The following is a 20,239-nucleotide window of genomic DNA, read 5'->3' on the forward strand; positions in this document are numbered from 1 at the left end:
CTAAATCCGGACTACAAATATCAGAGCCAATCAAAAGCTCTAGAAGGGTCCAAAGCCGACGATCCTCACAGAGGTTCACAATTACCGCTGTGCTGGACATAGCGTGAATTCACGTAGCGGACCCCAACTTCTGCAGTCTGCGCATCGCGACCTCGATTTCCTGCAACAAGGGCGGATTGCAGACCTTCCCCGCAAGTGCGAGATTTTGTGGGGCAATCTGTGAAAGCTGACATTCCGGTGTTCACTTTAGGCAGCTGATTTCTGCACAGCCGCAGGGCGGCGATGAGCTCGAAGCTGAAGTAACCTTGGGCTGGAACCATTGACCTGCATCAGCGGTCAACTCAGGCATTGCAAATCAATCGATCCAAGACCTCAAATTTTTGTTCAACAAAACTAATGAATCGGCTCGATGAAGGAGACATTATTCGATCGCAAAGCGTAACGCAGCCCAGGTGGCGGTCCGGGTCGCCGATCTTGATGGGAAGGGATGTCAGGGTGTTTTGGCGTTGCATCATGAAGACAACCGAGAACGGCAACACGGTCAAAGAGTCTGAGCCAGTCAAGACATTTGCGACCGCGCTGAGAGACCCTCCGGTAAAGCTTATCTTGAGGTCACGCACACCAATTCCATCCAAGGTATTTCTCAGGTCGCGAAAAAGTGGACTGTTCGCGGGCGGGGCGATCCAAGGATAGTTGGTAATATCATCGAGTTTCACCTCTTTCTTGCGCGCCAAAGGGTGCCCTATGCGGCAAGCAATAACATTTCGCCCAGGAAGGATTTGGCGAAACTCGTACTCTTCAGATACGTCGGCCGGACGAATAGGAAGAATTGCCACGTCCAATGTCTCATTGGAAATCTGCGACAACAGGTCCGCGGGATATCCATAGGACTGGTCGATCCGGACGTTTGGGTGCTCGGCCTGAAACTCCGCGATCACGCTCGAGATCACGCCGTCCATGAAGATTGGCGTACCCGCAACCCGCACCGCGCCCGCAAGGCCTTGCCGGTATTCGTCCACCAGACGGCTCGCATGACGGCCGGCATCCAGAATCCTCTGCCCCTCACGCGCCAATGAAAGACCAAGTTCGGTAGGTTGCAGAGGTCGCCGCGCGGGGAGGAACAGGGGTTCTCCCACGCGATCTTCCAGCAAGGACACGCTGCGCGAGACACTGGGCTGAGATTTGCCAAGCAAAACAGAGCCTTCGGTCAAGCCACCCGCTTCGACGATGGCCGCGAGAATTTCGAGATGACGTGGATCTAACTTCATAACCCAAGGTTATATTATCAGTTCCAAATTCGATCAAGAACTCGTTCGTGCCCTGCTAGCGTTGACCAAATTCACAATTCTTCGCAGGTCGGGAAACCTCTCAATGGGTCTCAGCATCACCAGCATTAACGGTCAGAAGGTTCGGTTCGGCGCGGGTTTGCGAAACGACATTTGTTCCGAGCTGTCTGAACTAAGCTCGACAAAAGCGCTGATTCTTTCGACGCCGCAACAAGTGGATATGGCGATGGAACTGGCGACAATGATCGGGGATCGCGCGTCGGGTGTATTTACCCGCGCGACAATGCACACGCCGGTCGACGTCACCGAAGAGGCAGTCGAACATGCCCAGTCAGTTCAAGCCGACAGTGTAGTGGCCATCGGAGGCGGCTCGACGATCGGATTGAGCAAGGCAATTTCCCTGCGCACCGGGCTACCGCAGGTCGCCATCCCAACCACCTATGCCGGCAGTGAGGCCACGCCGATCCTGGGTCAGACTGATAAAGGTATCAAAACCACTCTTACAGACGCTAACGTTCTGCCGCGGGTCATTTTGTATGATCCTGAACTTGTGGCCTCTTTGCCGCCTTCAATGACCGTGACCAGCGCGCTGAACGCGGTGGCGCACGCGGCCGAAGCGCTCTATGCCAAAGACCGCACAGAGGAAACTACTGCGCTGGCAATCAACGGTCTCAAAGCGTTCGCAGAGGGTCTGCCAACCGTTGTCGAAAACCCCAACGACCTGAAAGCCAGAGAAGAAACGCAGCGCGGCGCGTGGGCCTGCGGCACGGTACTTGGCCTTGTCGGAATGGCCCTGCACCACAAGCTTTGCCATACGCTGGGCGGGTCCTTCAATCTGCCGCATGCGGAAACCCATGCGATCGTTCTGCCCCATGCCATCGCTTACAATGCCGTAAGCGTGCCCGATCTGCTGGCCCCCGTGTCAGACAGTCTTGGCGGTTCTAAGCCCGGTCAGGCGCTTTGGGAATTTGCCATAGCCATGGGCGCACCCCTGGCTTTGAAAGACCTCGGCCTTTCGGAAGACGATCTGGATCGCGCCACAGAAATCACACTCAAAAATCCGTATTGGAACCCGCGCTCTGTCACGGCTGACGGGGTGCGGGCGCTATTGCAAAACGCTTGGGCGGGCAACGCCCCAAGCGTTTGAGTTCACCGTGTCAATGGAGGGACACATGATCACACGACGCAAATTGCTGCAATCCAGCGCCGCAACCGGCCTCGGGCTGGCCGCCGGCGCGCTCGCCGCACCCGCTATCGCACAGGGCGCGAAGATCAAGCTGGGCTATGTCAGCCCGCAATCAGGGCCTCTGGCTGCCTTTTCCGAAGCAGACACGTACATTCTGGATAATTTCGCCGCGTCCGAGGCTGGCGCGAATTTCGAAGTGATAGTCAAGGACAGTCAGTCGAACCCGAACCGCGCCGCCGACGTTGCGGGTGAGTTGATCGTGGATGACGAGATCGACCTGATGCTGGTCGCCTCGACCCCCGAAACGACAAACCCGGTTGCGTCAACCTGCGAGGCCGAAGAAGTGCCCTGCATTTCGACCGTTGCCCCGTGGCAGCCGTGGTTCATCGGCCAGCAGGGCAATCCCGGCGATCCCGGATCTTGGGAGCCGTTCTATTACGCCTATCACTTCTTCTGGGGGCTCGAAGATGTGATCTCTGTTTTCACCGCGATGTGGGGCCAGTTGGACACCAACAAACAGGTTGGCGCCTTGTTCCCGAATGATGGTGACGGCAATGCCTGGGGGGATCCGAATGTGGGCTTTCCGCCGGCTCTTTCCGAGCTTGGATACACACTGACCGACCCCGGGCGGTACCAGAACCTGACGGACGATTTCTCGTCCCAGATCAATGCCTTCCGGCAGGCGAATGTCGAGATAGTGACTGGTGTTCCGATCCCGCCCGATTTCACTACATTCTGGAGCCAGGCCAAGCAGCAAGGCTTTACGCCGAAAGCCGCGAGCATCGGTAAAGCTATCCTGTTTCCGCAAGCGGTCGAAGTCTTGGGCAGCGCTGGCAACAATCTGAGCTCCGAAGTGTGGTGGTCGCCCACGCATCCATTCTCGTCATCGCTGACGGGCGCGAGCTCGGCTGAACTGGCGCAAGGCTATATGGCTGCCACTAGCCGACAGTGGACCCAACCCATCGGCTTTGTGCACGCACTGTTCGAAATGGCAGCAAACGTCATGGGCCGCGTCGATGACGCGGGCGATGGCGATGCCGTAGCCGAAGCTATCGCTGCCACGCAGTTGGATTCTATCGTGGGCCGGATCGCGTTTGATGGTGCGGGCCTGCCACCCTTCGCTGCGCAGAACGTTGCCAAAACGCCCCTGGTTGGGGGGCAGTGGAGGCTGCTCGACAATGGCAGCTATGACCTCGTGATCGTCGACAACTCTTCCGTGCCCGAGATCCCGACTGCGGGTGTGATGGAAGAAATTTCCTGATCGCAACGAAACCAAAGCCCCGGACTCAAGCCCGGGGCAGGAACACCGGTATGACCATACTTTCGCTCAAAAATGTCTCCAAAAGCTTCGGAGCCCTGACCGTCACCGACGATGTCAGCTTTGACGTCGAGCAAGGACAAGCCCTTGGGATCATTGGTCCGAACGGCGCCGGGAAGTCGACGCTGTTCAACCTGATTACCGGAAACCTGACCTCTGACGCGGGATCGATCCATTTCGATAGCGTAGATGTCACTCGCGTGCCGCCCATGCAGCGCTGCTTATCCGGTGTTGGGCGTTCTTTTCAGATCCCTCAACCGTTTGATCACCTGACAGTGTTTGAAAATCTTCTGGTGGCTGCAACGCATGGGCAGAACAAATCCGAACAAGAGGTCGAACAGGACTGCGTTCGTATTCTTGAACAGACGGAAATGCTGAATGCGGCCAATGATCCGGCAGCAGGTTTGCGGTTGCTACAGCGCAAGCGGCTGGAGCTGGCGCGTGCAATGGCCACAAACCCCAAGCTTCTGCTGTTGGACGAAATCGCCGGGGGTTTGACCGACGCGGAATGCACCGCCCTGATCAACACGATCAAAGGTCTGCACAGCAGCGGTGTGACAATCATCTGGATCGAACATGTCCTGCATGCGCTCACCTCGGTCGTTGAACGGCTGCTGGTTCTGGATTTCGGCAAGGTCATCGGCCTCGGCGATCCGGACGAGATCATGAACAGCAGGGAAGTCAAAGAAATCTATCTGGGGATCGAAGTCTGATGAGCCTGCTGGAAACCCGTGCGCTGACCGCCCATTACGGAGATTTCCAAGCTCTGTTTGGCGTGGATATCCACCTGAACGAAGGCGAAACCGTCGCCATCATCGGTGCAAACGGGGCCGGGAAATCGACCCTCATGCGCTCAATCTCGGGCGTTTTGACCAACGGGTCCGACCAAGTGCGCTTTGACGGTCAACCCATCGGAGACCTCGCTGCGGACGAGATCATGGCACGCGGAGTGGCCATGGTGCCCGAAGGGCGTCGCTTGTTTCCCTCTCTCAGCGTCGAGGAAAACTTGCTGATCGGCACCTATGGCCGAAAGGTTTCGGGCCATTGGTCCTTGCAAACGATCTACGACCTGTTCCCGATCCTGAACGAGCGCCGCAACCATCCGGGCACCGCCTTGTCTGGCGGGCAACAGCAGATGGTGGCCATAGGCCGCGCCCTGATGAGCAACCCGCGCGTTCTGCTGTGTGACGAGATCAGCCTCGGCCTGGCGCCCGTGGTCATCAAGGACATCTATGACGCCGTCCCCCGCATTCAGGAGGCCGGGGCCAGCCTGATCGTGGTGGAGCAGGACATTGGCCAAGCGATGAAAGTCGCAGACCGCGTCTACTGCATGATGGAGGGCCGCGTCACGCTGGAAGGCACCGCAGACACGCTCAGCCGCGAGGCCATTCACGACGCCTATTTCGGAGGAGCCGCCGCATGATCTGGATCGACACCATCATTCAGGGCGTTCTGTTGGGCGGGCTCTATGCGCTGTTCGCCGCGGGGCTTAGCCTTGTGTTCGGGATCATGCGTTTGGTCAATCTGGCCCACGGAGACCTGATTGTCTTTGCCGCCTATCTGATCCTTCTGCTGGTTTCGTTGCTTGGTCTTTCACCGTTTCTGGCCGCAATCATAGCCGCGCCGATCATGTTTGGTGTGGGCTGGGCTTTGCAGAGACATGTGCTGAACCGCGTGCTGGGGCCTGATATCCTGCCGCCTTTGCTTGTGACATTTGGCCTGTCGGTCGTCTTGCAGAATGCTCTGCTCGAAGGGTTCTCAGCCGATAGCCAACGTTTGCCTGCGGGTGAAATCGCAACAGCTTCCGTTCAAATGGGTGGGCTGAACCTCGGCGTTCTGCCGTTGCTGACCTTTGCCTCGGCGATCCTTGTCATCGTCGGGCTGAACCAACTTTTCTATCGCACGGAGTTGGGTCGGGCGTTCCGCGCGACCTCGGACGATGCGGTGACAGCGGGTCTGATGGGTATCCGGCCAGAACGTATCTTCGCCACTGCGACCGCCATCGCAATGCTCGTGGTGACCTTGGCAGCGCTTTATCTGGGAATGCGGGCGAACTTTGACCCGAATATCGGCCCCGCGCGCCTGATCTATGCCTTCGAGGCCGTGATCATCGGTGGCCTCGGCAGCCTGTGGGGCACTCTGATCGGGGGCATCATCATCGGCCTCGCGCAGACCGTTGGTGCGGCGATCAACCCCGAATGGCAAATCCTGGCTGGCCACCTGGCCTTTCTCATCGTGCTTCTGATCAAACCCAGAGGCCTGTTTCCAAGGGCGGTGGACTAATGACTGATACCTCAATGTACAGCGTCCAGACTCAGACCCGCGCATCCTACAGCGCCGGAGCTGTCTGCGTCGCCCTGATCATTTTGTTCATCCTGCTGCCGACGTTTGCCAGCAGGGGGTTGATTCAAGACCTGTTCTTCATCTTCACCATGCTTGTACTAGCGCAGTTCTGGAACCTGCTGGCGGGGTACGGCGGTTTGGTCTCGGTCGGACAACAAGCCTTTGTTGGTATGGGGGCCTATGCCATGTTCGGCGGCGTCATCCTGTGGGGTATGGACCCGGTTCCGGCGATCCTGTTGGGCGGCGCTGCAGCCCTGATTGTCGCTATACCTACGGCCTTCTTCGCCTTTCGCCTGCAAGGGGCTTACTTCGCCATCGGAACATGGGTCATCGCCGAGGTCATGCGCCTGCTGGTGGCCCAATGGAAAGTGCTCGGTGGCGGCACCGGCACCTCTCTGCCGCGCACCGCAACGCGTGAGATGTGGGCCACCGAGTGGATCCAAACCACGTTTGACGTTCGCGGCGCGGCAGCGCGGGATATCCTGACGTATTGGTTGGCCTTGGCGCTGGTGATCGCAACGATTGCGGGCATCTACTGGCTGCTCAGAACGAAGCGTGGGCTGGCGCTAGCGGCGGTACGGGACAACGTTGAAGCGGCTAAGTCTGTTGGCGTCGATGCGGTGCGGATGGAATGGCTGGTCTACTTGGTCTCAGCCGCAGGAACCGGGCTGACCGGCGCGCTGATCTACGTTCAAAAGTTGCGGATTTCACCTGATGCGGCGTTCTCGGTCACCGACTGGACCGCTTACGTGATTTTCATCGTTGTTATCGGAGGCATCGGGACCATTGAAGGCCCAATCCTGGGCGTGCTGATCTTCTTCATATTGCAGAGCCTGCTGGCCGACTACGGCTCCTGGTACCTCATGGTGCTTGGTCTGATCGGGATCGCCGTCATGCTCTTCGCCCCGCGCGGCCTCTGGGGGCTGATCACCGAAAAAACCGGACTTCAAATATTCCCCGTGCGCCGTCGTTTGGTGATTGGCGCGCAGTCGAACAAGGAGGATTGATCCATGAAAACAATCGCGTTGACGGTCGCGGCCGCAGCACTTGGAACTGGCGCACTTGCTGGCAGCTCCCTGCCGGGAATGACGGGCACAGACCACGTGGGATTTACTGTCCCGAGCGTTGATGAGGCTGTCACCTTCTTTCAGGACGTGATCGGATGCAATGTGTTCTACCCGTTGGGACCGTTCTCGGGCGGTGACAGCACCTGGATGGCGGAGCATCTGAACGTCGATGCCAAAGCCGAAATCCCGACGATGCGCCTGGTGCGCTGTGGCGACGGCGCCAATTTCGAAATCTTCGAATATACGGCGCCCGATCAGGATACGAAGCTACCGCGCAACTCGGATATCGGCGGGCATCACATCGCGTTCTACACCACCGATATGGAAGGTGCCGTCAGCTATTTGCAGGACAAGGGCATTCAGGTCCTCGGCAACCCGACAACCATGACCGACGGCCCAAGTGCTGGCGAGACCTGGGTCTATTTCCTCGCCCCCTGGGGCATGCAGCTTGAACTGGTCACCTACCCGGACGGCAAAGCCTATGAGGCCGAATATGACGGCCGCCTTTGGGATCCGCGGTCCTGAGACATTCAAAGAACAAGGGAGAGAGCTTATGGCCACCATTACAACGGATGTCCTGATCATCGGGACCGGCCCGGCGGGGTCTGCAACGGCGGCTTTGCTGTCCAGCTATGGCGTCGAGAACATGGTCATCAACCGCTATCGCTGGCTGGCCAATACGCCGCGGGCACATATCACCAATCAGCGCACGATGGAGGTGCTGCGCGACCTTGGTCACGAGGTCGAGGCCGAAGCCTACATGCACGCGGCGCATCAGGACCTGATGGGCGAGAACGTGTTCTGCGAAAGCCTTGCCGGTGAAGAAATTGGGCGCATGAAAAGCTGGGGCAACCATCCCCTGTCCAAGGCCGAACACCTGTTGTCCAGCCCGACCATGATGAACGACCTACCGCAGACGTTCATGGAGCCGATCCTGTTCGGCACGGCCTGTCGCCGCGGCACGCAGGCGCGCATGAGCACTGAATACTTGCGTCATGAGCAAGACGCAGATGGAGTGACGACGACGTGCCTTGATCGGTTGTCGGGTGAAGAGATCACCATCCGGTCGAAGTACCTTGTCGGTGCGGACGGGGGCAATTCTCTGGTCGCCGAACATGAGGGGCTACCGTTTGAAGGCCAGATGGGTGTCGGTGGTTCGATGAACATCCTGTTCCGCGCGGATCTCAGCAAATACGTCGCGCATCGCCCATCGGTTCTCTACTGGGTGATGCAACCCGGCGCAAATGTGGGTGGCATCGGCATGGGTCTGGTCCGCATGGTCCGCCCGTGGAACGAATGGCTCATTGTCTGGGGCTATGACATCAATCAACCAGCCCCCGAAGTTGATGAGGCGATGGCCACGCAAGTAGCACGGCAATTGGTTGGCGATCCCGAGCTTGAGATCGAACTGATCAGTGCCAACACCTGGACCGTCAACAACATGTACGCGACCCATATGCAGAAGGATCGCGTGTTCATTATGGGTGACGCGGCACACCGACACCCACCATCCAACGGGCTCGGGTCGAACACGTCGATCCAGGACAGCTTTAACCTCGCGTGGAAGCTGGCGGCCGTATTGAAAGGTCATGCTGGAAAACGCTTGTTGGACAGCTACAGCGAGGAACGCGCACCGGTGGCAAAGCAGATCGTCACGCGGGCCAACCAGTCGATTGGTGAATTCGGACCGATCTTCGAAGCGCTTGGCATGGCCGAAGGGGTCGACCCGCAGGTCATGCAAAGCAACCTTGAGGCAAGGACCGGGTCAACGCCGGAAGCTGCGGCGCAAAGACAGGCAATCCGCGAGGCCATTGCCTTCAAGAAATATGAATTCGACGCCCACGGTGTCGAAATGAATCAACGTTACGATTCCCGCGCAATTGAAACAGATGGCCAACCGAACCCCGGTTTCTATCAGGACGCCGAACTCCACTTCCAGCCGACGACTTGGCCCGGCGCGCGTATTCCACATGTCTGGGTGTTTGATCATGATACAGGGAACAAGCATTCAACTCTGGATTTGTGTGGTCGCGGAGAATTCACCGTGCTGACCGGAATTGGTGGCGAGGCCTGGGTAGCAGCGGCCGAGACCGTCTCAAATGAGCTGGGAATGCCCATTCGCTGTCACGTCATCGGCCCGCGCCAGACCTATGTTGACCACACCGGGGATTGGGCGCGCGCATCGGAAATTTCGGATACGGGCTGTTTGCTGGTCCGTCCTGATCAACACATCGCTTGGCGCTCGACCGATATGGTTGAGGATGCCGAAGCCGAACTGCGTCGCGCTCTGACCACAGTCCTTTCGCGATAAACAGAAACGGATCAGGTTTTACAGGTTAGGAGATCACAATGGACTCGCATGAGATGGGATACTTCACCGAGGAAAACTCGGCCGAGGTGGTTGCGGCCCGCAACAAAAATGCGGAAAGCGAAAGGCTTAAAGAGGTGATGGAGGTGATCACCCGCAAGCTTCATGAAGCGGTTAAAGAAATCGAACCGACGCAGCAGGAATGGTTCGAAGCCATCATGTTCCTCACCAAGATTGGTCATATGTGCGACGACTGGAGGCAAGAGTTCATACTTTTGTCCGATGTTTTGGGCGTGTCGATGTTGGTGGATGCTGTAAATTCCCGCCGCCCCTCTGGTGCTTCGGAGAACACTGTGTTGGGCCCATTTCACGTCGGCGATGCCCCTGAATATGCAATGGGCCACAACATATGCCTCGACCAGAAGGGCGAAGATATGGTGGTGCGGGGGCGCGTGACAGATGTTGATGGCAACGCGCTGGAAGGCGTCAAAATCGACGTCTGGCAGGCAAACGACGAAGGGTTCTATGACGTTCAGCAAAAAGGCATCCAACCCGACTTTAACCTGCGCGGTGTTTTTAGAACGGGACCGGACGGAAAATACTGGTTCCGCGCTGTCAGGCCCAAACATTATTCTATTCCTGACGATGGCCCCGTCGGAGATTTGTTGAACCGGTTGGGTCGCCATCCGTTTCGCCCGGCCCATTTGCACTACATTGTGTCAAAGGATGGGTATGACGAACTGACAACCCACATTTTTGACCCCGAGGACAAATATCTCCATTCGGATTCCGTTTTTGGTGTCAAAGAAAGTCTGATTGCCGAGTTCAACCGCGTCGATGACCCGGTACGCTCCGAGCAAGTTGGCTTCGACGGTCCGTATTGGGATGTCGAATTTGATTTCGTCCTGGCACCCCAAGAGGTGTGACATGGGCGAGCCGTGCATCATTTGCGTCGCGATAACCGGGTCTTTGCCCACAAAGGCCAATAACCCGGCCGTGCCAATAACCGTCGAAGAACAAATCGAAAGCACCCAGCAAGCGTTCGAAGCGGGGGCAACCATCTGCCACGCACATGTGCGCAATGAAGACGAAACGCCGTCAAGCGATCCTGACAAATTCGCAAGATTGAAAGAGGGGTTGGAGAAACACTGCCCCGGCATGATCATTCAGTTTTCGACAGGCGGGCGGTCCGGTGCGGGCAAGACGCGGGGTGGCATGTTGCCATTGCGGCCGGATATGGCCTCCTTGTCGGTGGGGTCGAACAACTTTCCAACGCGCGTGTATGAAAACCCGCCTGATCTGGTCGACTGGTTGGCGGCGGAAATGGTGACCTATGGCGTCAAGCCTGAGATCGAAGCCTTCGATCTGAGTCACATTCTGAAGGCGGCTGACATGCATCGGAAAGGGCAAATCAAAGATACGCCTTATGTGCAATTTGTCATGGGTGTCCAAAACGCGATGCCGGCAGACCGTGAGATTTTTGATTTCTATGTAAAAACTGTCAATAGACTATTCCCTGGCGCCCCCTGGTGCGCCGCCGGGATTGGGGCGCAACAGATTGTTTTGAACGAATGGGCAATTTCGTCCGGAGGCCATGCACGAACGGGTCTGGAAGACAATGTGCGTCTGGACAAAAAAACTTTGGCCTCATCGAACGCCGCATTGGTCGAACGCACGTCGGATATCTGCGTTCAGTACGGCCGACCAGTCGCAACACCTACGCAGGCACGAGCGATACTCGGTTTGTCGTCCAGGTGAAAATTGACGAGGTCAGCGTTTAGCTGACTGCCGCCATCCAGTGCAAGAATCGGAGGACTGCAAGGTCCACTGTACAGACGTCTATCGCTACCGAGATCAAGCAGGTGCAGCGAACGGCAGCAATGCGAACTGCGAATGCAGCATTTGAAAACAGTCCTCAAGGGCAGCTCTGGGACCTTACTAACCATAACAAATGGCGGCAAAACGTGGTTCACGCCCGTTCGTGCGTCGCGCAGAATCGGTCAAGATGGGCTCAAGCGCTGACTTTGGAGCAGACGCAGCAATTGACCCTGCCCCGCTTGCCACGACCCAACCACGGCCCGATCCAGCCGTTCACGAACGTGTCCGACGCTGCACTACAGCATTCCCCGAAGAAGACATTGCCGGACTGCCCCGCACTTTGGGTGTTCTTGGTCGTTCCAAGTTTATTGTTTGAGTATCATCGGCCCTTGTCCCTAAAGCGGACCTGCATCCATATCCCAATAAGGTGCGTCGTGCCCGATGCGTTCAACGACGAAATCCAAAAACGCGCGAACTTTCGCTGGCATGTGCTTTCGTTCGGGGAAGACTGCGTACAGCGCCTGTTCAGGCAGGCGATATTCGGGCAGCACCCTGACCAGACGGCCACTGGTCAAGTGGGCTCCTGCAATAAAGGTCGGCAGGCGACCGATACCAAGACCGTCAAGCAGCACGGTGCACAGGGCTTCACTGTTGTTCACGCGCAGAACACCGGATGTCTGAACGCGCACGTCACCCGCGGGCCCGGCTAAGCGCCATTCCGAAGGGTCGCGCGAATAGGCGTAGTGAAGGCAGGAATGCGCCAGAAGATCCTCGGGTGTTTCTGGCGTTCCGAACTTCGCAAGATAGACCGGCGAGGCGACGATCACGCTGTGGATCGGGGCGAGTTTGCGTGCGATCAGGGCCGAGTTCGGCAACGTTCCGGCGCGTAAGGCCACGTCGATGCCCCCTTCGACGAGATCGACAAATTTGTCATCCATTGTCAGATCAATTCTAATCCCCGGATATTGCCTGAGGAATGCAGCAATCAGAGGCGCAACATGCAGTTGACCAAAGGACATGGGTGTACTGAGCCTTAGTAATCCAACCGGTTGCCCCTGCAACGCCGCAACTGCGTCTTCGGCGTCCTGCGCTGCGCCAAGCGCCTGCTCCGCGTGGGCCAGATAGATTTCTCCCGCCTCGGTAAGGGAAATGGACCGCGTCGACCGATGAAAAAGCTGCGTTCCCAGATGTGCCTCCAGTACACCGATCCGCTTGCTGACTGCTGATTTTGTAAGACCCAGATGCCGCGCGGCGGCTGCGAACCCGCCACGGTCCGCCACGGCAACAAAGACGGGGATTGCGCCAATTTCAGTCATGTTTTGCGATCCTTTGGGCGAATTATTCTCACCTATAAGTTTCAAATTCACACGATTATCATCAAATAGAAAGCCTAATAGTTATCTGCATGTCCTGTTAACGCCGAAGGCTGCCATGCCCAAGATGCTTATCAACGGAGTTCTGCGTGACAGACCGCTCGCCTCGGACGGTCGTTTTCACCGCCTGCAAAGCCCATTCACGAGCCACATCAGCGTGCAACCGGGCGCCCCGTTTCCTAACACGCCCGGCCGGTACCACCTTTACCTGTCCAAAGCCTGCCCCTGGTGTCATGGCGTCGATCTGATTCTAACTTTGAAAGGCTTACGCAATGCGTTCAGCATCACATGGATGGACCCGGTCATGTCGGAAAACGGCTGGGTCATCGACCAGACGCTATTCGACGACCAAAGCGGTGTAAAACGCACCCGCTTCCTTTACGAAGTCTGTCAGAGTGCCAAGCCGGATTACACGGGTCCGATCAGCGTGCCTGTGCTACTGGACAAGGTTACGGGCCGGATCGTCAGCACCGAATCGGCCGAGATCATGGGATTGCCGAGCGTGGCCAACACTGTGGACATGGCCCATATCCGTCAGCATTACTTCCGCAGCCATCGGCACATCAACCCCAGCGGAATTATCCCGATCGGCCCGGCTTCTCTGCGCACAGCCGATGTGCCGGAAATGGGGGCCGCGTGATGCCTGATATAGTCAGAAGATCCCGTGTATCAGCGCTGATCATGGCCATCGGCGTCCTGGTGGGGGTCAGTTTCACTTTGTCCAAATTCGTCTCGATGGCGGGAATATCTGCTCTGACCGCTTTGTTCTGGCAGGTTTTGCTGGCAAGCATCGCGCTGTTGGCGTTGTGTTTGCTGCCGAAGAAGCGGGTGGCGCTCGACACGCGGCACATCCCCTATTATGTCGGTGCCGGAGTTTTCGGTGTCAGCGGCCCCGCTGTGATCGGGTTTCTGGTGCTGGAGCACGTGAGCCTTGGGTTCTATTCCGCCCTTGTCACGCTGTCACCGCTGTTTACCTTTGCGATAACGGCACTGATCGCGCGCAGGACGCTGCCGTTGCACCGCCTGATTGGTATTCTGATCGGCCTTGCAGGGGTCAGCCTTGCCACCATGGGTGGATTTGACCTGTCGGGTGTCGAGCCGGCGTGGATTGCCTTGTCGCTTTTGGGGCCCTTGTTTCTGGCCTGCGGCAACGTCTTTCGCAGCTATGCCTACCCGCCCGGCGGCGATCCGTTGGGGCTGGCGACCGGAACGCTTCTGTCACAGCTGGTGCTGATTTCCGCCCTGTTACTGGGACGCGGCAGCACAATCAGCGACGTCTCGGTGCCCCCTGCCCTGCTTGGCGCAATCTTAGGCATCGGATCCATCACCGCGCTCTGCTATGCGCTGACCTTCGAAGTACAGCGGCGCACGGATGGCGTTGGGTTCGCGCAGGTCGGCTATTTTGCCACGCTTTCCGGCATCGCAATCGGGGCAATTGTCTTTCGGGAACCTCTTGGCCTCGGACTGCTTGGGTCCCTCGCAATCCTGTTCCTTGGGCTAGCCGTCACCAACAGCCACCTGAAACTCCCGCCGATCCTGCACCGACGTTCACAGGCCAACCAGACTTAGACCCACCGAAAACTTTCAAACAGAAAAGGAAACCAAAACATGCAAATCACGGCCCCCACCACAGCGGCTCACGCACCCCGGATCGCGTCCCTTTATTCAGCGGTTGACGCGCTCGACGAAGCCGGCGTTGTCGAGCATGTCACCGAAGACGTGCAATTCCAGCTTGGCAATTTCGAACAGATTGACGGGCGCATAGCCGTGCAAGCCGCGAACGCGGAATTCTTTGCCACGATCCAGGGTATGCAACATACCATCACCGGCATCTGGTCCAGCGGCGATACCGCGTTCTGCGACGGCACCGTTCACTACACGCGCAAGGACCAAAGCACACACGACGTGCGCTTTGCTGCACGGTTCAACTTTCGCGAGGACAGGATCGCGGATTACCGGGTGTATGTGGATATCTCGGGTCTTTGACCCGCATGGTCAGGGCGGCGCGCGTTGCCTGCCGCTCTGGCCGACGCGGGCAGAAACGGCCATAATTGCGATCCAGCTTCGGAAGAGGGTTCGATGACCGATCGCAGCATTCTGGAACAGCTCATGACGATGTCCGACGACGTCTGGGACCGGCACACCAACCCTTGGAGCGGCTGGAGCCGCCTGAGCATCCCGCCCCTGTTCGTTCTGGCCGTCTGGAGCCGGGTTTGGCTGGGCTGGTGGTGCCTTGTTCCGGTTGTTGTTGTTGTATTCTGGACATGGTGGAACCCCCGCGCCTTCCGCAAAACGGGCAATCCGGAAAACTGGATGTCCAAAGGTGTACTTGGGGAACGGATCTGGCTTGCGCGCGCGAAATCGCCGATCCCTGCAAGGCACCGCCGGATGACTCTTATTCTGGCCGCAGTCAGCGCGGTCGGAATCGGCCCCTTGGTCTGGGGGCTTTGGCAGCTTCAATTCTGGCCGACGCTTCTGGGGTTGCTGCTGGTTATGGGTGGGAAGCTGTGGTTTCTGGACCGCATGGTCTGGCTGTTTGAAGACACTCGGGCAGCAAGCACCTGGCAAGGAAAATAGCGGCGCTGTGAAAACGGAAAGCAGGAGCATCAAATGCCCCTGTCATTCCGGGTCTGCCAGGACACGCTTAAGCTTGTGGACCCCCATGCGCCGAGGACCGCTGCGACAGCCCCAAAGACATCAGGGACACACCGGCGAAAATCAGGTTCAGGCCGGCAAGAACCCCCAGCAGAACAAGGGATGAGCCATTGACGATACCGGTCAGGATCAGGCCGCCAAGCAGGATGGCCATCGCGCCGGACGCAATCATCAGCGCCATACGCCGCTCCTGACGCGACCGAATGGCAATTACGATCCGTAACACGCCTTCAGCCAGAAAGATCGTGCCAAGCGCAAGGGTCAGTGCCAGAACGCCGCCGAATGGATCAAGCATCAGGACAAGACCCGCAAGCACGTTCAGAATACCGATGGCCAACAGCCAGAAGAACCCTTTCCACGCCTTTTCCGCAAATGCCTGAATCGCCGCAACAATGCCTCCAACCAGCAGGGCCGCGCCGATAAAGGCTTCGACAGCGAGCGTGGACATCAGCGGGAAGGCTACGGCGCACAGCCCTACACAGAGCATGGCGACGCCGAGCACAATCAGCCAGACCGGTCGAGGCTGCCAACCGGCGACCTCTTCCATGAGCGCGGGTTTCGGCACGGTTTCATTAACTGAATCAGTCATGTCGACCTCCAGGATCAGGGTCAGGCGACCGACTTGTCGAGATGATCGCGATAGGCGGCAACGGCGGCGTGCAAGGCTTCCCAATGGTTCTTCGCCTGATCATGCGCGTCCGTCACAGCGTCTTCGCCTTCTTTCTGGATGCGATCGGCAAGGTCAGTGACCTTGTCTTTTGCTTCCTGCAGATCGGATTGCAGCTTTGTCACCTGCTCCTGGGTCCACTTGTCGGTCGCGTCGCCCGCGTCCTTGACCTTCTGTTCGAACGATTTCAGCTCGTCCTCGACACGGGTATAGTCGTCTTTGGCTTTCTGTACGAATTCGGAAAATGTTGTCATGGTTCAGTCCTTTCATGGGTCATATGTTTTCTGGGCCCGTTTGAGCGCCATGACCCGGACCCTCACAGATCCCGATCCTGCGTCCGAGTGAGTCACGGTTAAACCACCGCGTTGTCTTGTGACGCGGGCCGTCATCAGACAAAGTTGAGCGACGGAGGGAAACATGCTTGCCGAAGTAAGCTCTGCCATAGATCCGCGCGCTATTCAGGAGCAGCTAAAGCGCATCCTGGACAGTCCGCATTTCGCGGACACCACGCGCCTGAATCGCTTTCTGTCGCATATTGTCAACGAGGCGCTGGCCGGCCGGTCCGAGGCGCTGAAAGGCTACGCAATCGGCATTGACGTGTTCGACAAGTCCGAGGATTTCGACCCAACAATCGACACGATCGTCCGGGTTCAGGCCAACAAAATGCGCAGTCGGCTGGATCTCTACTACGCACAGGAAGGGCGCGAAGACCCGGTGAGGATCCACATTCCCAAAGGTTCTTACGCCCCGGTGTTTGAGATCGCATTTGATCCCGAACGCCGGGCGGATACCAGCCCGCCCCAAGCAACAACAAGCCGGATTGCAGTGGCGGTGATGCCCTTTGACAACCTGAGCGGAGACCCGTCGCAGGAATATCTGGCCGATGGGTTTACCGAGGAAATCATCTCGGCCATCGCCCGGTTTCGCGAGGTGAGCGTGCTGTCCCGGCACGTCACCTTTCGCTTTCGCGGCCGCGGCCGCGATCCGCGCGCGGTCGGAAGCGAACTCGACGTCCAATATCTGGTCGAAGGCAGCGTGCGACATTGGGACAACAAGCTGCGCGTCACCGCCCAGCTTATTGACGCGGAAACCGGCCAACAGGTTTCTGCGGACACTTATGACCGCGACCTGAGCGCGGACAGCCTATTTGAAATTCAGGACGATATCGCCGCCCGGATCGCCACGGAAATCGCGGAACCCCACGGAGTGATCCATCGAACAGGTGCAGTGCAGCGCAGGGCACAGACGCACACGCTGGATGCCTATCAGTGCAGGTTGCTGGCCACCGAATACTGGCGTGAACCCACGGTTAAAAAACACAAGAAGGTCCGCGACCTGCTGGAGCGCGCCGTTGAGATTGATCCCGAATATGCCGGCGCCTGGGGGATGCTCGCGATTGTCTACGGCGACGAAGTGCGCGGCGGGTTCAATTTTCGCACGTCCCCCCCGCCCTTTGATCGCGCGCTGGAGGCCGCACAGCGGTCGGTCGCTCTGGATCCGCTGAACGCAACCGGCCAGCACGCGTTGTTTTTGACCCATTTTCATCGTGGAGAGTTCGAAAGCTTTGAAGAAGCGGCCGCTAAAGCATTGCGGGCCAATCCGAATTATCCAGACATGTTGGCCGATCTGGCGGCCTGCTTTGCGTTGCGCGGCGATCTTGAACAGGCCGCGAGACTGAGCGCCCGCGCGATCGAGCTGAGCCCCAACCCGCCCGGCTGGTACCACGCAAGCACGTTCCTGATCTGTTTCATGAAAGATGATTACAGCGGCGCGCGTTCAGCGGCGCGCAAAGTCGGTGGTGGCATGTGGAATGGTTCTGAAGTGCTTGAGCTTATGTGCATCCCTTACACGGAACCGGACGCCGACCTGGATTCAACCCTGTTGGCCCTGAAGACCAACATTCCCGATGTTGACCGTTTTATCCAGACGCTCTACGCGATCTGGCATGTGCCATCTGACATCTCACAGAAAATGACTGAGGCGCTGCGCGCAACCGGGGCGCTGGACTGAGGTCCGGCCGTCAGGAATTTAACGGTGACTCACTCTGCCCGTTCGACCACTGTGCGTAGGCTGGTCCTGACATCGCAAACAGACCCGGAACCAACCAATGCTAACTCTGCCTCAGCGCCTTGATCTGATGAAACTTGCGACGGATATCGCAAAAACCAAGGCCAGCTGGTCCGAAGAAAAGCCGACCAAACTGGAAGAGGAAATCCTATCCATTTATGAGAGGCTCAGGCCAAGTGTCGAAAGCGGCAGCGCCTTTGAGAACACCAGCATGTCTGATGTGAAAACCGCCGTTGACGTCGCCTCGACCATCGACGGATTTCTGGAATAGCCGGTCCTTGTTTTCAAGGCCAAACAATGCCGTTTCGCATCAGGATGTTGCGTGCTCACAATTCTAACAACTATCAAGTGCAATCGCCCCGACCCGAACCTCAAGTATGGTTCTCGCACACTTCGCTAGCAGCGCGCTTTCCTGCCTTCGCTGCGATTGTGAAAACTGGCGCTAAATGTATTATCTCTAACGGGGCAAAGTGGAATTGGGTTACACTTGTACTAAAGTCAGATTTGAGATTTTTGACCCACTTGAGGATGCCGTTATAGACAATAGACTGCGAACCTTTCGACCGAGCATCAATTCTGGACGACACAGCACAATGCCCCAGTTGCATCGCATACCAAACCTTTCTCAAAAGTGTTTTTATTATTCTGATGACGAGCAAGCACGGAACCTGGGCCTGAGTTGATCTTGCTCAGCGCGTTTTCGAGAAAGTCGACGCGAACACCCGGCGCCCACGCCACGTTATTGTTGGGAACTGCAGGTTCCGCTGCACATATCGCCAACACTTCGTCTTTTAGACTAATTGGTCTCTGTGACGAAGGTACGTTTCTAGCAGGTGAGAGATTCCATCCGAACATTTGGTGGTACAAGTTGTCGGGGAATACGCCGCTACGGGATAGGTAGTGTTCATGCGTAAACTGACGAGCGGGGACAGGGTATTCGTGTCGCGAAACTGATACACCGAAGAATGCGCCAAGCGGATCACGTAAGAGGCAGTTCCGACCAACCCCAGGAACTTCAAAGGGAGGTTTCACTACTGATCCTTCAAGCTTGACGGCGAGTTTGGCGGCCTGATCTACGTCTTCGACTTCAACATAAGGAATCCACCCTTCAAAGAGCACCAGATTTTGAGAAACAATCCCGGCCCCTGCCTCTCCATCGAGAGTGGCGAGGACAAAATCTCTGTGGCCGCCGCCCCATGCGAAATCTGTGGCGTGTTCGACAATATAGCTCCAACCTGCCACGCTTTCGTAAAATGACCTGGAAGCTTCCACATCAGGCGTGAAAAGATCGTGCCAGACAATTCGGCCAACTTTTTCTTTTGTCACCGCGACTTCATCCAAACTGCTTCGGTTCGCCATAACTCTCGCTTGCGGTCCAAATATTGATGCAGATCAATTTGCGCGGTTCTGGTCCGTGAAGTCACTTAATTCAGTGGCTACGTTGGCGGTCAGCCATTCTGCAAATTTACCCATATCATCCGTTGCGGGGCGATCCGAAGGCTAGGCGAAGCAATATTTACCAGCGTTAACGGCTTCACTGAAGGGTTGTATCAGGCGGCCGTGTTCGATGTAGCGTTCGAACATGGGCACAGGTAACAAGGCCGCCCCAGTACCAAAGGTGGCCAACTCGGCGAGGGCCACTGATCTGTCCAGAATTGGTCCCTTTACACGCGGGCAAATCGTTCCAACTGCTTCGAACCAACCTGGCCACCCGGCACCCTGAATTACGACGGCACCGCGTCGGCCGCATATTGAGACAGGAATTCCTCTGAGGGCGGGATCTGAGTGATAACATCAATCAGTACCCCGTTTGGATCGCGATAAATCGCATGGCGTTGACCAAACGGCTCGCTCACAAGTGACTTTGCCACCGGAACTCCTTCCGACCGAAGTCGTTCATCCACTTTGTCGACATCCTCGACTTCAAAGTTGAGGATCATACCCTTAGACGCACCGCGGGAAACCTCTGGGATCGTCTCGTGGTTTGACTGGACGACCGCGAGATTGACCGACGGATCCGCTTCACTTTGTAGATGCACATACCAATCCGCCTCGAATGCTGCGCGGAAGCCAAAGTGACGTTTGTAGAACTCTGCCGTTTCAGAAACCGTTTCAGACTGAATGACCGGGTAATATTGTGTGACACGCATT

22 protein-coding genes are annotated in these 20,239 nt (G+C 57.3%); 16 read left to right on the forward strand and 6 right to left on the reverse strand.

The window, feature by feature from the left end:
* Window positions 1-341: 341 nt before the first annotated feature.
* A complete protein-coding gene (locus tag ACR0KJ_RS18620) occupies window positions 342-1,268 on the reverse strand; it encodes a LysR family transcriptional regulator (protein WP_170623109.1) in 927 nt (308 codons plus the stop codon).
* A 103-nt stretch (window positions 1,269-1,371) separates the two neighbouring features.
* Here ACR0KJ_RS18620 and ACR0KJ_RS18625 point away from each other — a divergent pair, with 103 nt between their 5' ends.
* Genes ACR0KJ_RS18625 through ACR0KJ_RS18670 form a run of 10 tightly spaced genes read left to right on the forward strand, consistent with a single transcriptional unit; the run spans window position 1,372 to window position 11,266 of the window.
* Window positions 1,372-2,433 (forward strand): maleylacetate reductase, encoded by a 1,062-nt coding sequence (locus ACR0KJ_RS18625; protein WP_170353287.1) that lies wholly within the window; start codon window positions 1,372-1,374, stop codon window positions 2,431-2,433.
* A gap of 25 nt (window positions 2,434-2,458) precedes the next feature.
* Entirely contained in the window at window positions 2,459-3,733 is a 1,275-nt protein-coding gene (locus ACR0KJ_RS18630) for an ABC transporter substrate-binding protein (RefSeq protein WP_170528638.1), read from the forward strand.
* Window positions 3,734-3,783: 50 nt separating this feature from the next.
* Window positions 3,784-4,503, forward strand: a complete 720-nt coding sequence (locus ACR0KJ_RS18635; protein ID WP_480627381.1) for an ABC transporter ATP-binding protein — start codon at window positions 3,784-3,786, stop codon at window positions 4,501-4,503.
* Window positions 4,503-5,213 (forward strand): ABC transporter ATP-binding protein, encoded by a 711-nt coding sequence (locus tag ACR0KJ_RS18640; protein ID WP_480627382.1) that lies wholly within the window; start codon window positions 4,503-4,505, stop codon window positions 5,211-5,213. The genes ACR0KJ_RS18635 and ACR0KJ_RS18640 overlap by 1 nt, the downstream gene beginning before the upstream one ends.
* Window positions 5,210-6,073: a branched-chain amino acid ABC transporter permease gene (locus ACR0KJ_RS18645; RefSeq protein ID WP_480627383.1), complete on the forward strand. Its 864-nt coding sequence runs from the start codon at window positions 5,210-5,212 to the stop codon at window positions 6,071-6,073. Before ACR0KJ_RS18640 ends, ACR0KJ_RS18645 begins: the two co-directional genes overlap by 4 nt.
* Window positions 6,073-7,140, forward strand: coding sequence for a branched-chain amino acid ABC transporter permease (locus tag ACR0KJ_RS18650; RefSeq protein ID WP_480627384.1), 1,068 nt, complete (start codon window positions 6,073-6,075; stop codon window positions 7,138-7,140). Before ACR0KJ_RS18645 ends, ACR0KJ_RS18650 begins: the two co-directional genes overlap by 1 nt.
* A 3-nt stretch (window positions 7,141-7,143) precedes the next feature.
* On the forward strand, window positions 7,144-7,725 hold the full coding sequence (locus ACR0KJ_RS18655) for a VOC family protein (protein WP_170528642.1): 582 nt from the start codon (window positions 7,144-7,146) through the stop codon (window positions 7,723-7,725).
* Window positions 7,726-7,753: 28 nt separating this feature from the next.
* The gene (locus ACR0KJ_RS18660) at window positions 7,754-9,511 is read left to right on the forward strand and encodes an FAD-dependent oxidoreductase (RefSeq protein ID WP_170528644.1); all 1,758 of its coding nucleotides are present in this window, start codon (window positions 7,754-7,756) and stop codon (window positions 9,509-9,511) included.
* A gap of 53 nt (window positions 9,512-9,564) precedes the next feature.
* Entirely contained in the window at window positions 9,565-10,434 is an 870-nt protein-coding gene (locus ACR0KJ_RS18665; protein ID WP_480627385.1) for an intradiol ring-cleavage dioxygenase, read from the forward strand.
* A gap of 1 nt (window position 10,435) precedes the next feature.
* A complete protein-coding gene (locus tag ACR0KJ_RS18670; protein WP_170353296.1) occupies window positions 10,436-11,266 on the forward strand; it encodes a 3-oxoadipate:acetyl-CoA acetyltransferase in 831 nt (276 codons plus the stop codon).
* A 455-nt stretch (window positions 11,267-11,721) separates the two neighbouring features.
* On the opposite strand, the gene ACR0KJ_RS18675 is transcribed toward ACR0KJ_RS18670, so the two are convergent.
* Window positions 11,722-12,642: a LysR family transcriptional regulator gene (locus tag ACR0KJ_RS18675; RefSeq protein WP_480627386.1), complete on the reverse strand. Its 921-nt coding sequence runs from the start codon at window positions 12,640-12,642 to the stop codon at window positions 11,722-11,724.
* Window positions 12,643-12,757: 115 nt separating this feature from the next.
* On the opposite strand from ACR0KJ_RS18675, the gene ACR0KJ_RS18680 reads away from it, so the two are divergent.
* The 4 genes from ACR0KJ_RS18680 to ACR0KJ_RS18695 all read left to right on the forward strand — a co-directional run bounded on the left by ACR0KJ_RS18680 (window position 12,758) and on the right by ACR0KJ_RS18695 (window position 15,276).
* Entirely contained in the window at window positions 12,758-13,339 is a 582-nt protein-coding gene (locus tag ACR0KJ_RS18680; protein WP_170623099.1) for a glutathione S-transferase family protein, read from the forward strand.
* A 41-nt stretch (window positions 13,340-13,380) separates the two neighbouring features.
* A complete protein-coding gene (locus tag ACR0KJ_RS18685) occupies window positions 13,381-14,268 on the forward strand; it encodes a DMT family transporter (protein ID WP_170623097.1) in 888 nt (295 codons plus the stop codon).
* Between the two features lie 39 nt (window positions 14,269-14,307).
* Entirely contained in the window at window positions 14,308-14,685 is a 378-nt protein-coding gene (locus tag ACR0KJ_RS18690; RefSeq protein WP_170623095.1) for a nuclear transport factor 2 family protein, read from the forward strand.
* Between the two features lie 93 nt (window positions 14,686-14,778).
* On the forward strand, window positions 14,779-15,276 hold the full coding sequence (locus tag ACR0KJ_RS18695; RefSeq protein ID WP_170733118.1) for a DUF6653 family protein: 498 nt from the start codon (window positions 14,779-14,781) through the stop codon (window positions 15,274-15,276).
* Between the two features lie 67 nt (window positions 15,277-15,343).
* On the opposite strand, the gene ACR0KJ_RS18700 is transcribed toward ACR0KJ_RS18695, so the two are convergent.
* Both ACR0KJ_RS18700 and ACR0KJ_RS18705 read right to left on the reverse strand, forming a co-directional pair.
* Window positions 15,344-15,943, reverse strand: a complete 600-nt coding sequence (locus tag ACR0KJ_RS18700) for an HdeD family acid-resistance protein (RefSeq protein ID WP_170623094.1) — start codon at window positions 15,941-15,943, stop codon at window positions 15,344-15,346.
* A 20-nt stretch (window positions 15,944-15,963) separates the two neighbouring features.
* The gene (locus ACR0KJ_RS18705) at window positions 15,964-16,275 is read right to left on the reverse strand and encodes a hypothetical protein (RefSeq protein WP_170451072.1); all 312 of its coding nucleotides are present in this window, start codon (window positions 16,273-16,275) and stop codon (window positions 15,964-15,966) included.
* Between the two features lie 163 nt (window positions 16,276-16,438).
* Here ACR0KJ_RS18705 and ACR0KJ_RS18710 point away from each other — a divergent pair, with 163 nt between their 5' ends.
* Window positions 16,439-18,031 (forward strand): hypothetical protein, encoded by a 1,593-nt coding sequence (locus ACR0KJ_RS18710; RefSeq protein WP_170623092.1) that lies wholly within the window; start codon window positions 16,439-16,441, stop codon window positions 18,029-18,031.
* A gap of 97 nt (window positions 18,032-18,128) precedes the next feature.
* Window positions 18,129-18,359 (forward strand): hypothetical protein, encoded by a 231-nt coding sequence (locus ACR0KJ_RS18715; protein ID WP_170565561.1) that lies wholly within the window; start codon window positions 18,129-18,131, stop codon window positions 18,357-18,359.
* Between the two features lie 299 nt (window positions 18,360-18,658).
* On the opposite strand, the gene ACR0KJ_RS18720 is transcribed toward ACR0KJ_RS18715, so the two are convergent.
* Together ACR0KJ_RS18720 and ACR0KJ_RS18725 are read right to left on the reverse strand one after the other, a co-directional pair.
* Entirely contained in the window at window positions 18,659-19,447 is a 789-nt protein-coding gene (locus ACR0KJ_RS18720; RefSeq protein ID WP_170623090.1) for a VOC family protein, read from the reverse strand.
* A 365-nt stretch (window positions 19,448-19,812) separates the two neighbouring features.
* Complete coding sequence (locus ACR0KJ_RS18725) at window positions 19,813-20,238, reverse strand: VOC family protein (RefSeq protein ID WP_170511118.1); 426 nt, start codon at window positions 20,236-20,238, stop codon at window positions 19,813-19,815.
* Between the last annotated feature and the right edge of the window lies 1 nt (window position 20,239).

Source organism: Ruegeria sp. AD6 (genome assembly GCF_056542325.1).

Excerpts from the sequence above, each read along its gene's own strand:
- ACR0KJ_RS18620 (WP_170623109.1), bottom strand. The coding sequence starts at position 1,268 with ATGAAGTTAGATCCACGTCATCTCGAAATTCTCGCGGCCATCGTCGAA.
- ACR0KJ_RS18625 (WP_170353287.1), top strand. The coding sequence starts at position 1,372 with ATGGGTCTCAGCATCACCAGCATTAACGGTCAGAAGGTTCGGTTCGGC.
- ACR0KJ_RS18630 (WP_170528638.1), top strand. The coding sequence starts at position 2,459 with ATGATCACACGACGCAAATTGCTGCAATCCAGCGCCGCAACCGGCCTC.
- ACR0KJ_RS18635 (WP_480627381.1), top strand. The coding sequence starts at position 3,784 with ATGACCATACTTTCGCTCAAAAATGTCTCCAAAAGCTTCGGAGCCCTG.
- ACR0KJ_RS18640 (WP_480627382.1), top strand. The coding sequence starts at position 4,503 with ATGAGCCTGCTGGAAACCCGTGCGCTGACCGCCCATTACGGAGATTTC.
- ACR0KJ_RS18645 (WP_480627383.1), top strand. The coding sequence starts at position 5,210 with ATGATCTGGATCGACACCATCATTCAGGGCGTTCTGTTGGGCGGGCTC.
- ACR0KJ_RS18650 (WP_480627384.1), top strand. The coding sequence starts at position 6,073 with ATGACTGATACCTCAATGTACAGCGTCCAGACTCAGACCCGCGCATCC.
- ACR0KJ_RS18655 (WP_170528642.1), top strand. The coding sequence starts at position 7,144 with ATGAAAACAATCGCGTTGACGGTCGCGGCCGCAGCACTTGGAACTGGC.
- ACR0KJ_RS18660 (WP_170528644.1), top strand. The coding sequence starts at position 7,754 with ATGGCCACCATTACAACGGATGTCCTGATCATCGGGACCGGCCCGGCG.
- ACR0KJ_RS18665 (WP_480627385.1), top strand. The coding sequence starts at position 9,565 with ATGGGATACTTCACCGAGGAAAACTCGGCCGAGGTGGTTGCGGCCCGC.
- ACR0KJ_RS18670 (WP_170353296.1), top strand. The coding sequence starts at position 10,436 with ATGGGCGAGCCGTGCATCATTTGCGTCGCGATAACCGGGTCTTTGCCC.
- ACR0KJ_RS18675 (WP_480627386.1), bottom strand. The coding sequence starts at position 12,642 with ATGACTGAAATTGGCGCAATCCCCGTCTTTGTTGCCGTGGCGGACCGT.
- ACR0KJ_RS18680 (WP_170623099.1), top strand. The coding sequence starts at position 12,758 with ATGCCCAAGATGCTTATCAACGGAGTTCTGCGTGACAGACCGCTCGCC.
- ACR0KJ_RS18685 (WP_170623097.1), top strand. The coding sequence starts at position 13,381 with ATGGCCATCGGCGTCCTGGTGGGGGTCAGTTTCACTTTGTCCAAATTC.
- ACR0KJ_RS18690 (WP_170623095.1), top strand. The coding sequence starts at position 14,308 with ATGCAAATCACGGCCCCCACCACAGCGGCTCACGCACCCCGGATCGCG.
- ACR0KJ_RS18695 (WP_170733118.1), top strand. The coding sequence starts at position 14,779 with ATGACCGATCGCAGCATTCTGGAACAGCTCATGACGATGTCCGACGAC.
- ACR0KJ_RS18700 (WP_170623094.1), bottom strand. The coding sequence starts at position 15,943 with ATGACTGATTCAGTTAATGAAACCGTGCCGAAACCCGCGCTCATGGAA.
- ACR0KJ_RS18705 (WP_170451072.1), bottom strand. The coding sequence starts at position 16,275 with ATGACAACATTTTCCGAATTCGTACAGAAAGCCAAAGACGACTATACC.
- ACR0KJ_RS18710 (WP_170623092.1), top strand. The coding sequence starts at position 16,439 with ATGCTTGCCGAAGTAAGCTCTGCCATAGATCCGCGCGCTATTCAGGAG.
- ACR0KJ_RS18715 (WP_170565561.1), top strand. The coding sequence starts at position 18,129 with ATGCTAACTCTGCCTCAGCGCCTTGATCTGATGAAACTTGCGACGGAT.
- ACR0KJ_RS18720 (WP_170623090.1), bottom strand. The coding sequence starts at position 19,447 with ATGGCGAACCGAAGCAGTTTGGATGAAGTCGCGGTGACAAAAGAAAAA.
- ACR0KJ_RS18725 (WP_170511118.1), bottom strand. The coding sequence starts at position 20,238 with ATGCGTGTCACACAATATTACCCGGTCATTCAGTCTGAAACGGTTTCT.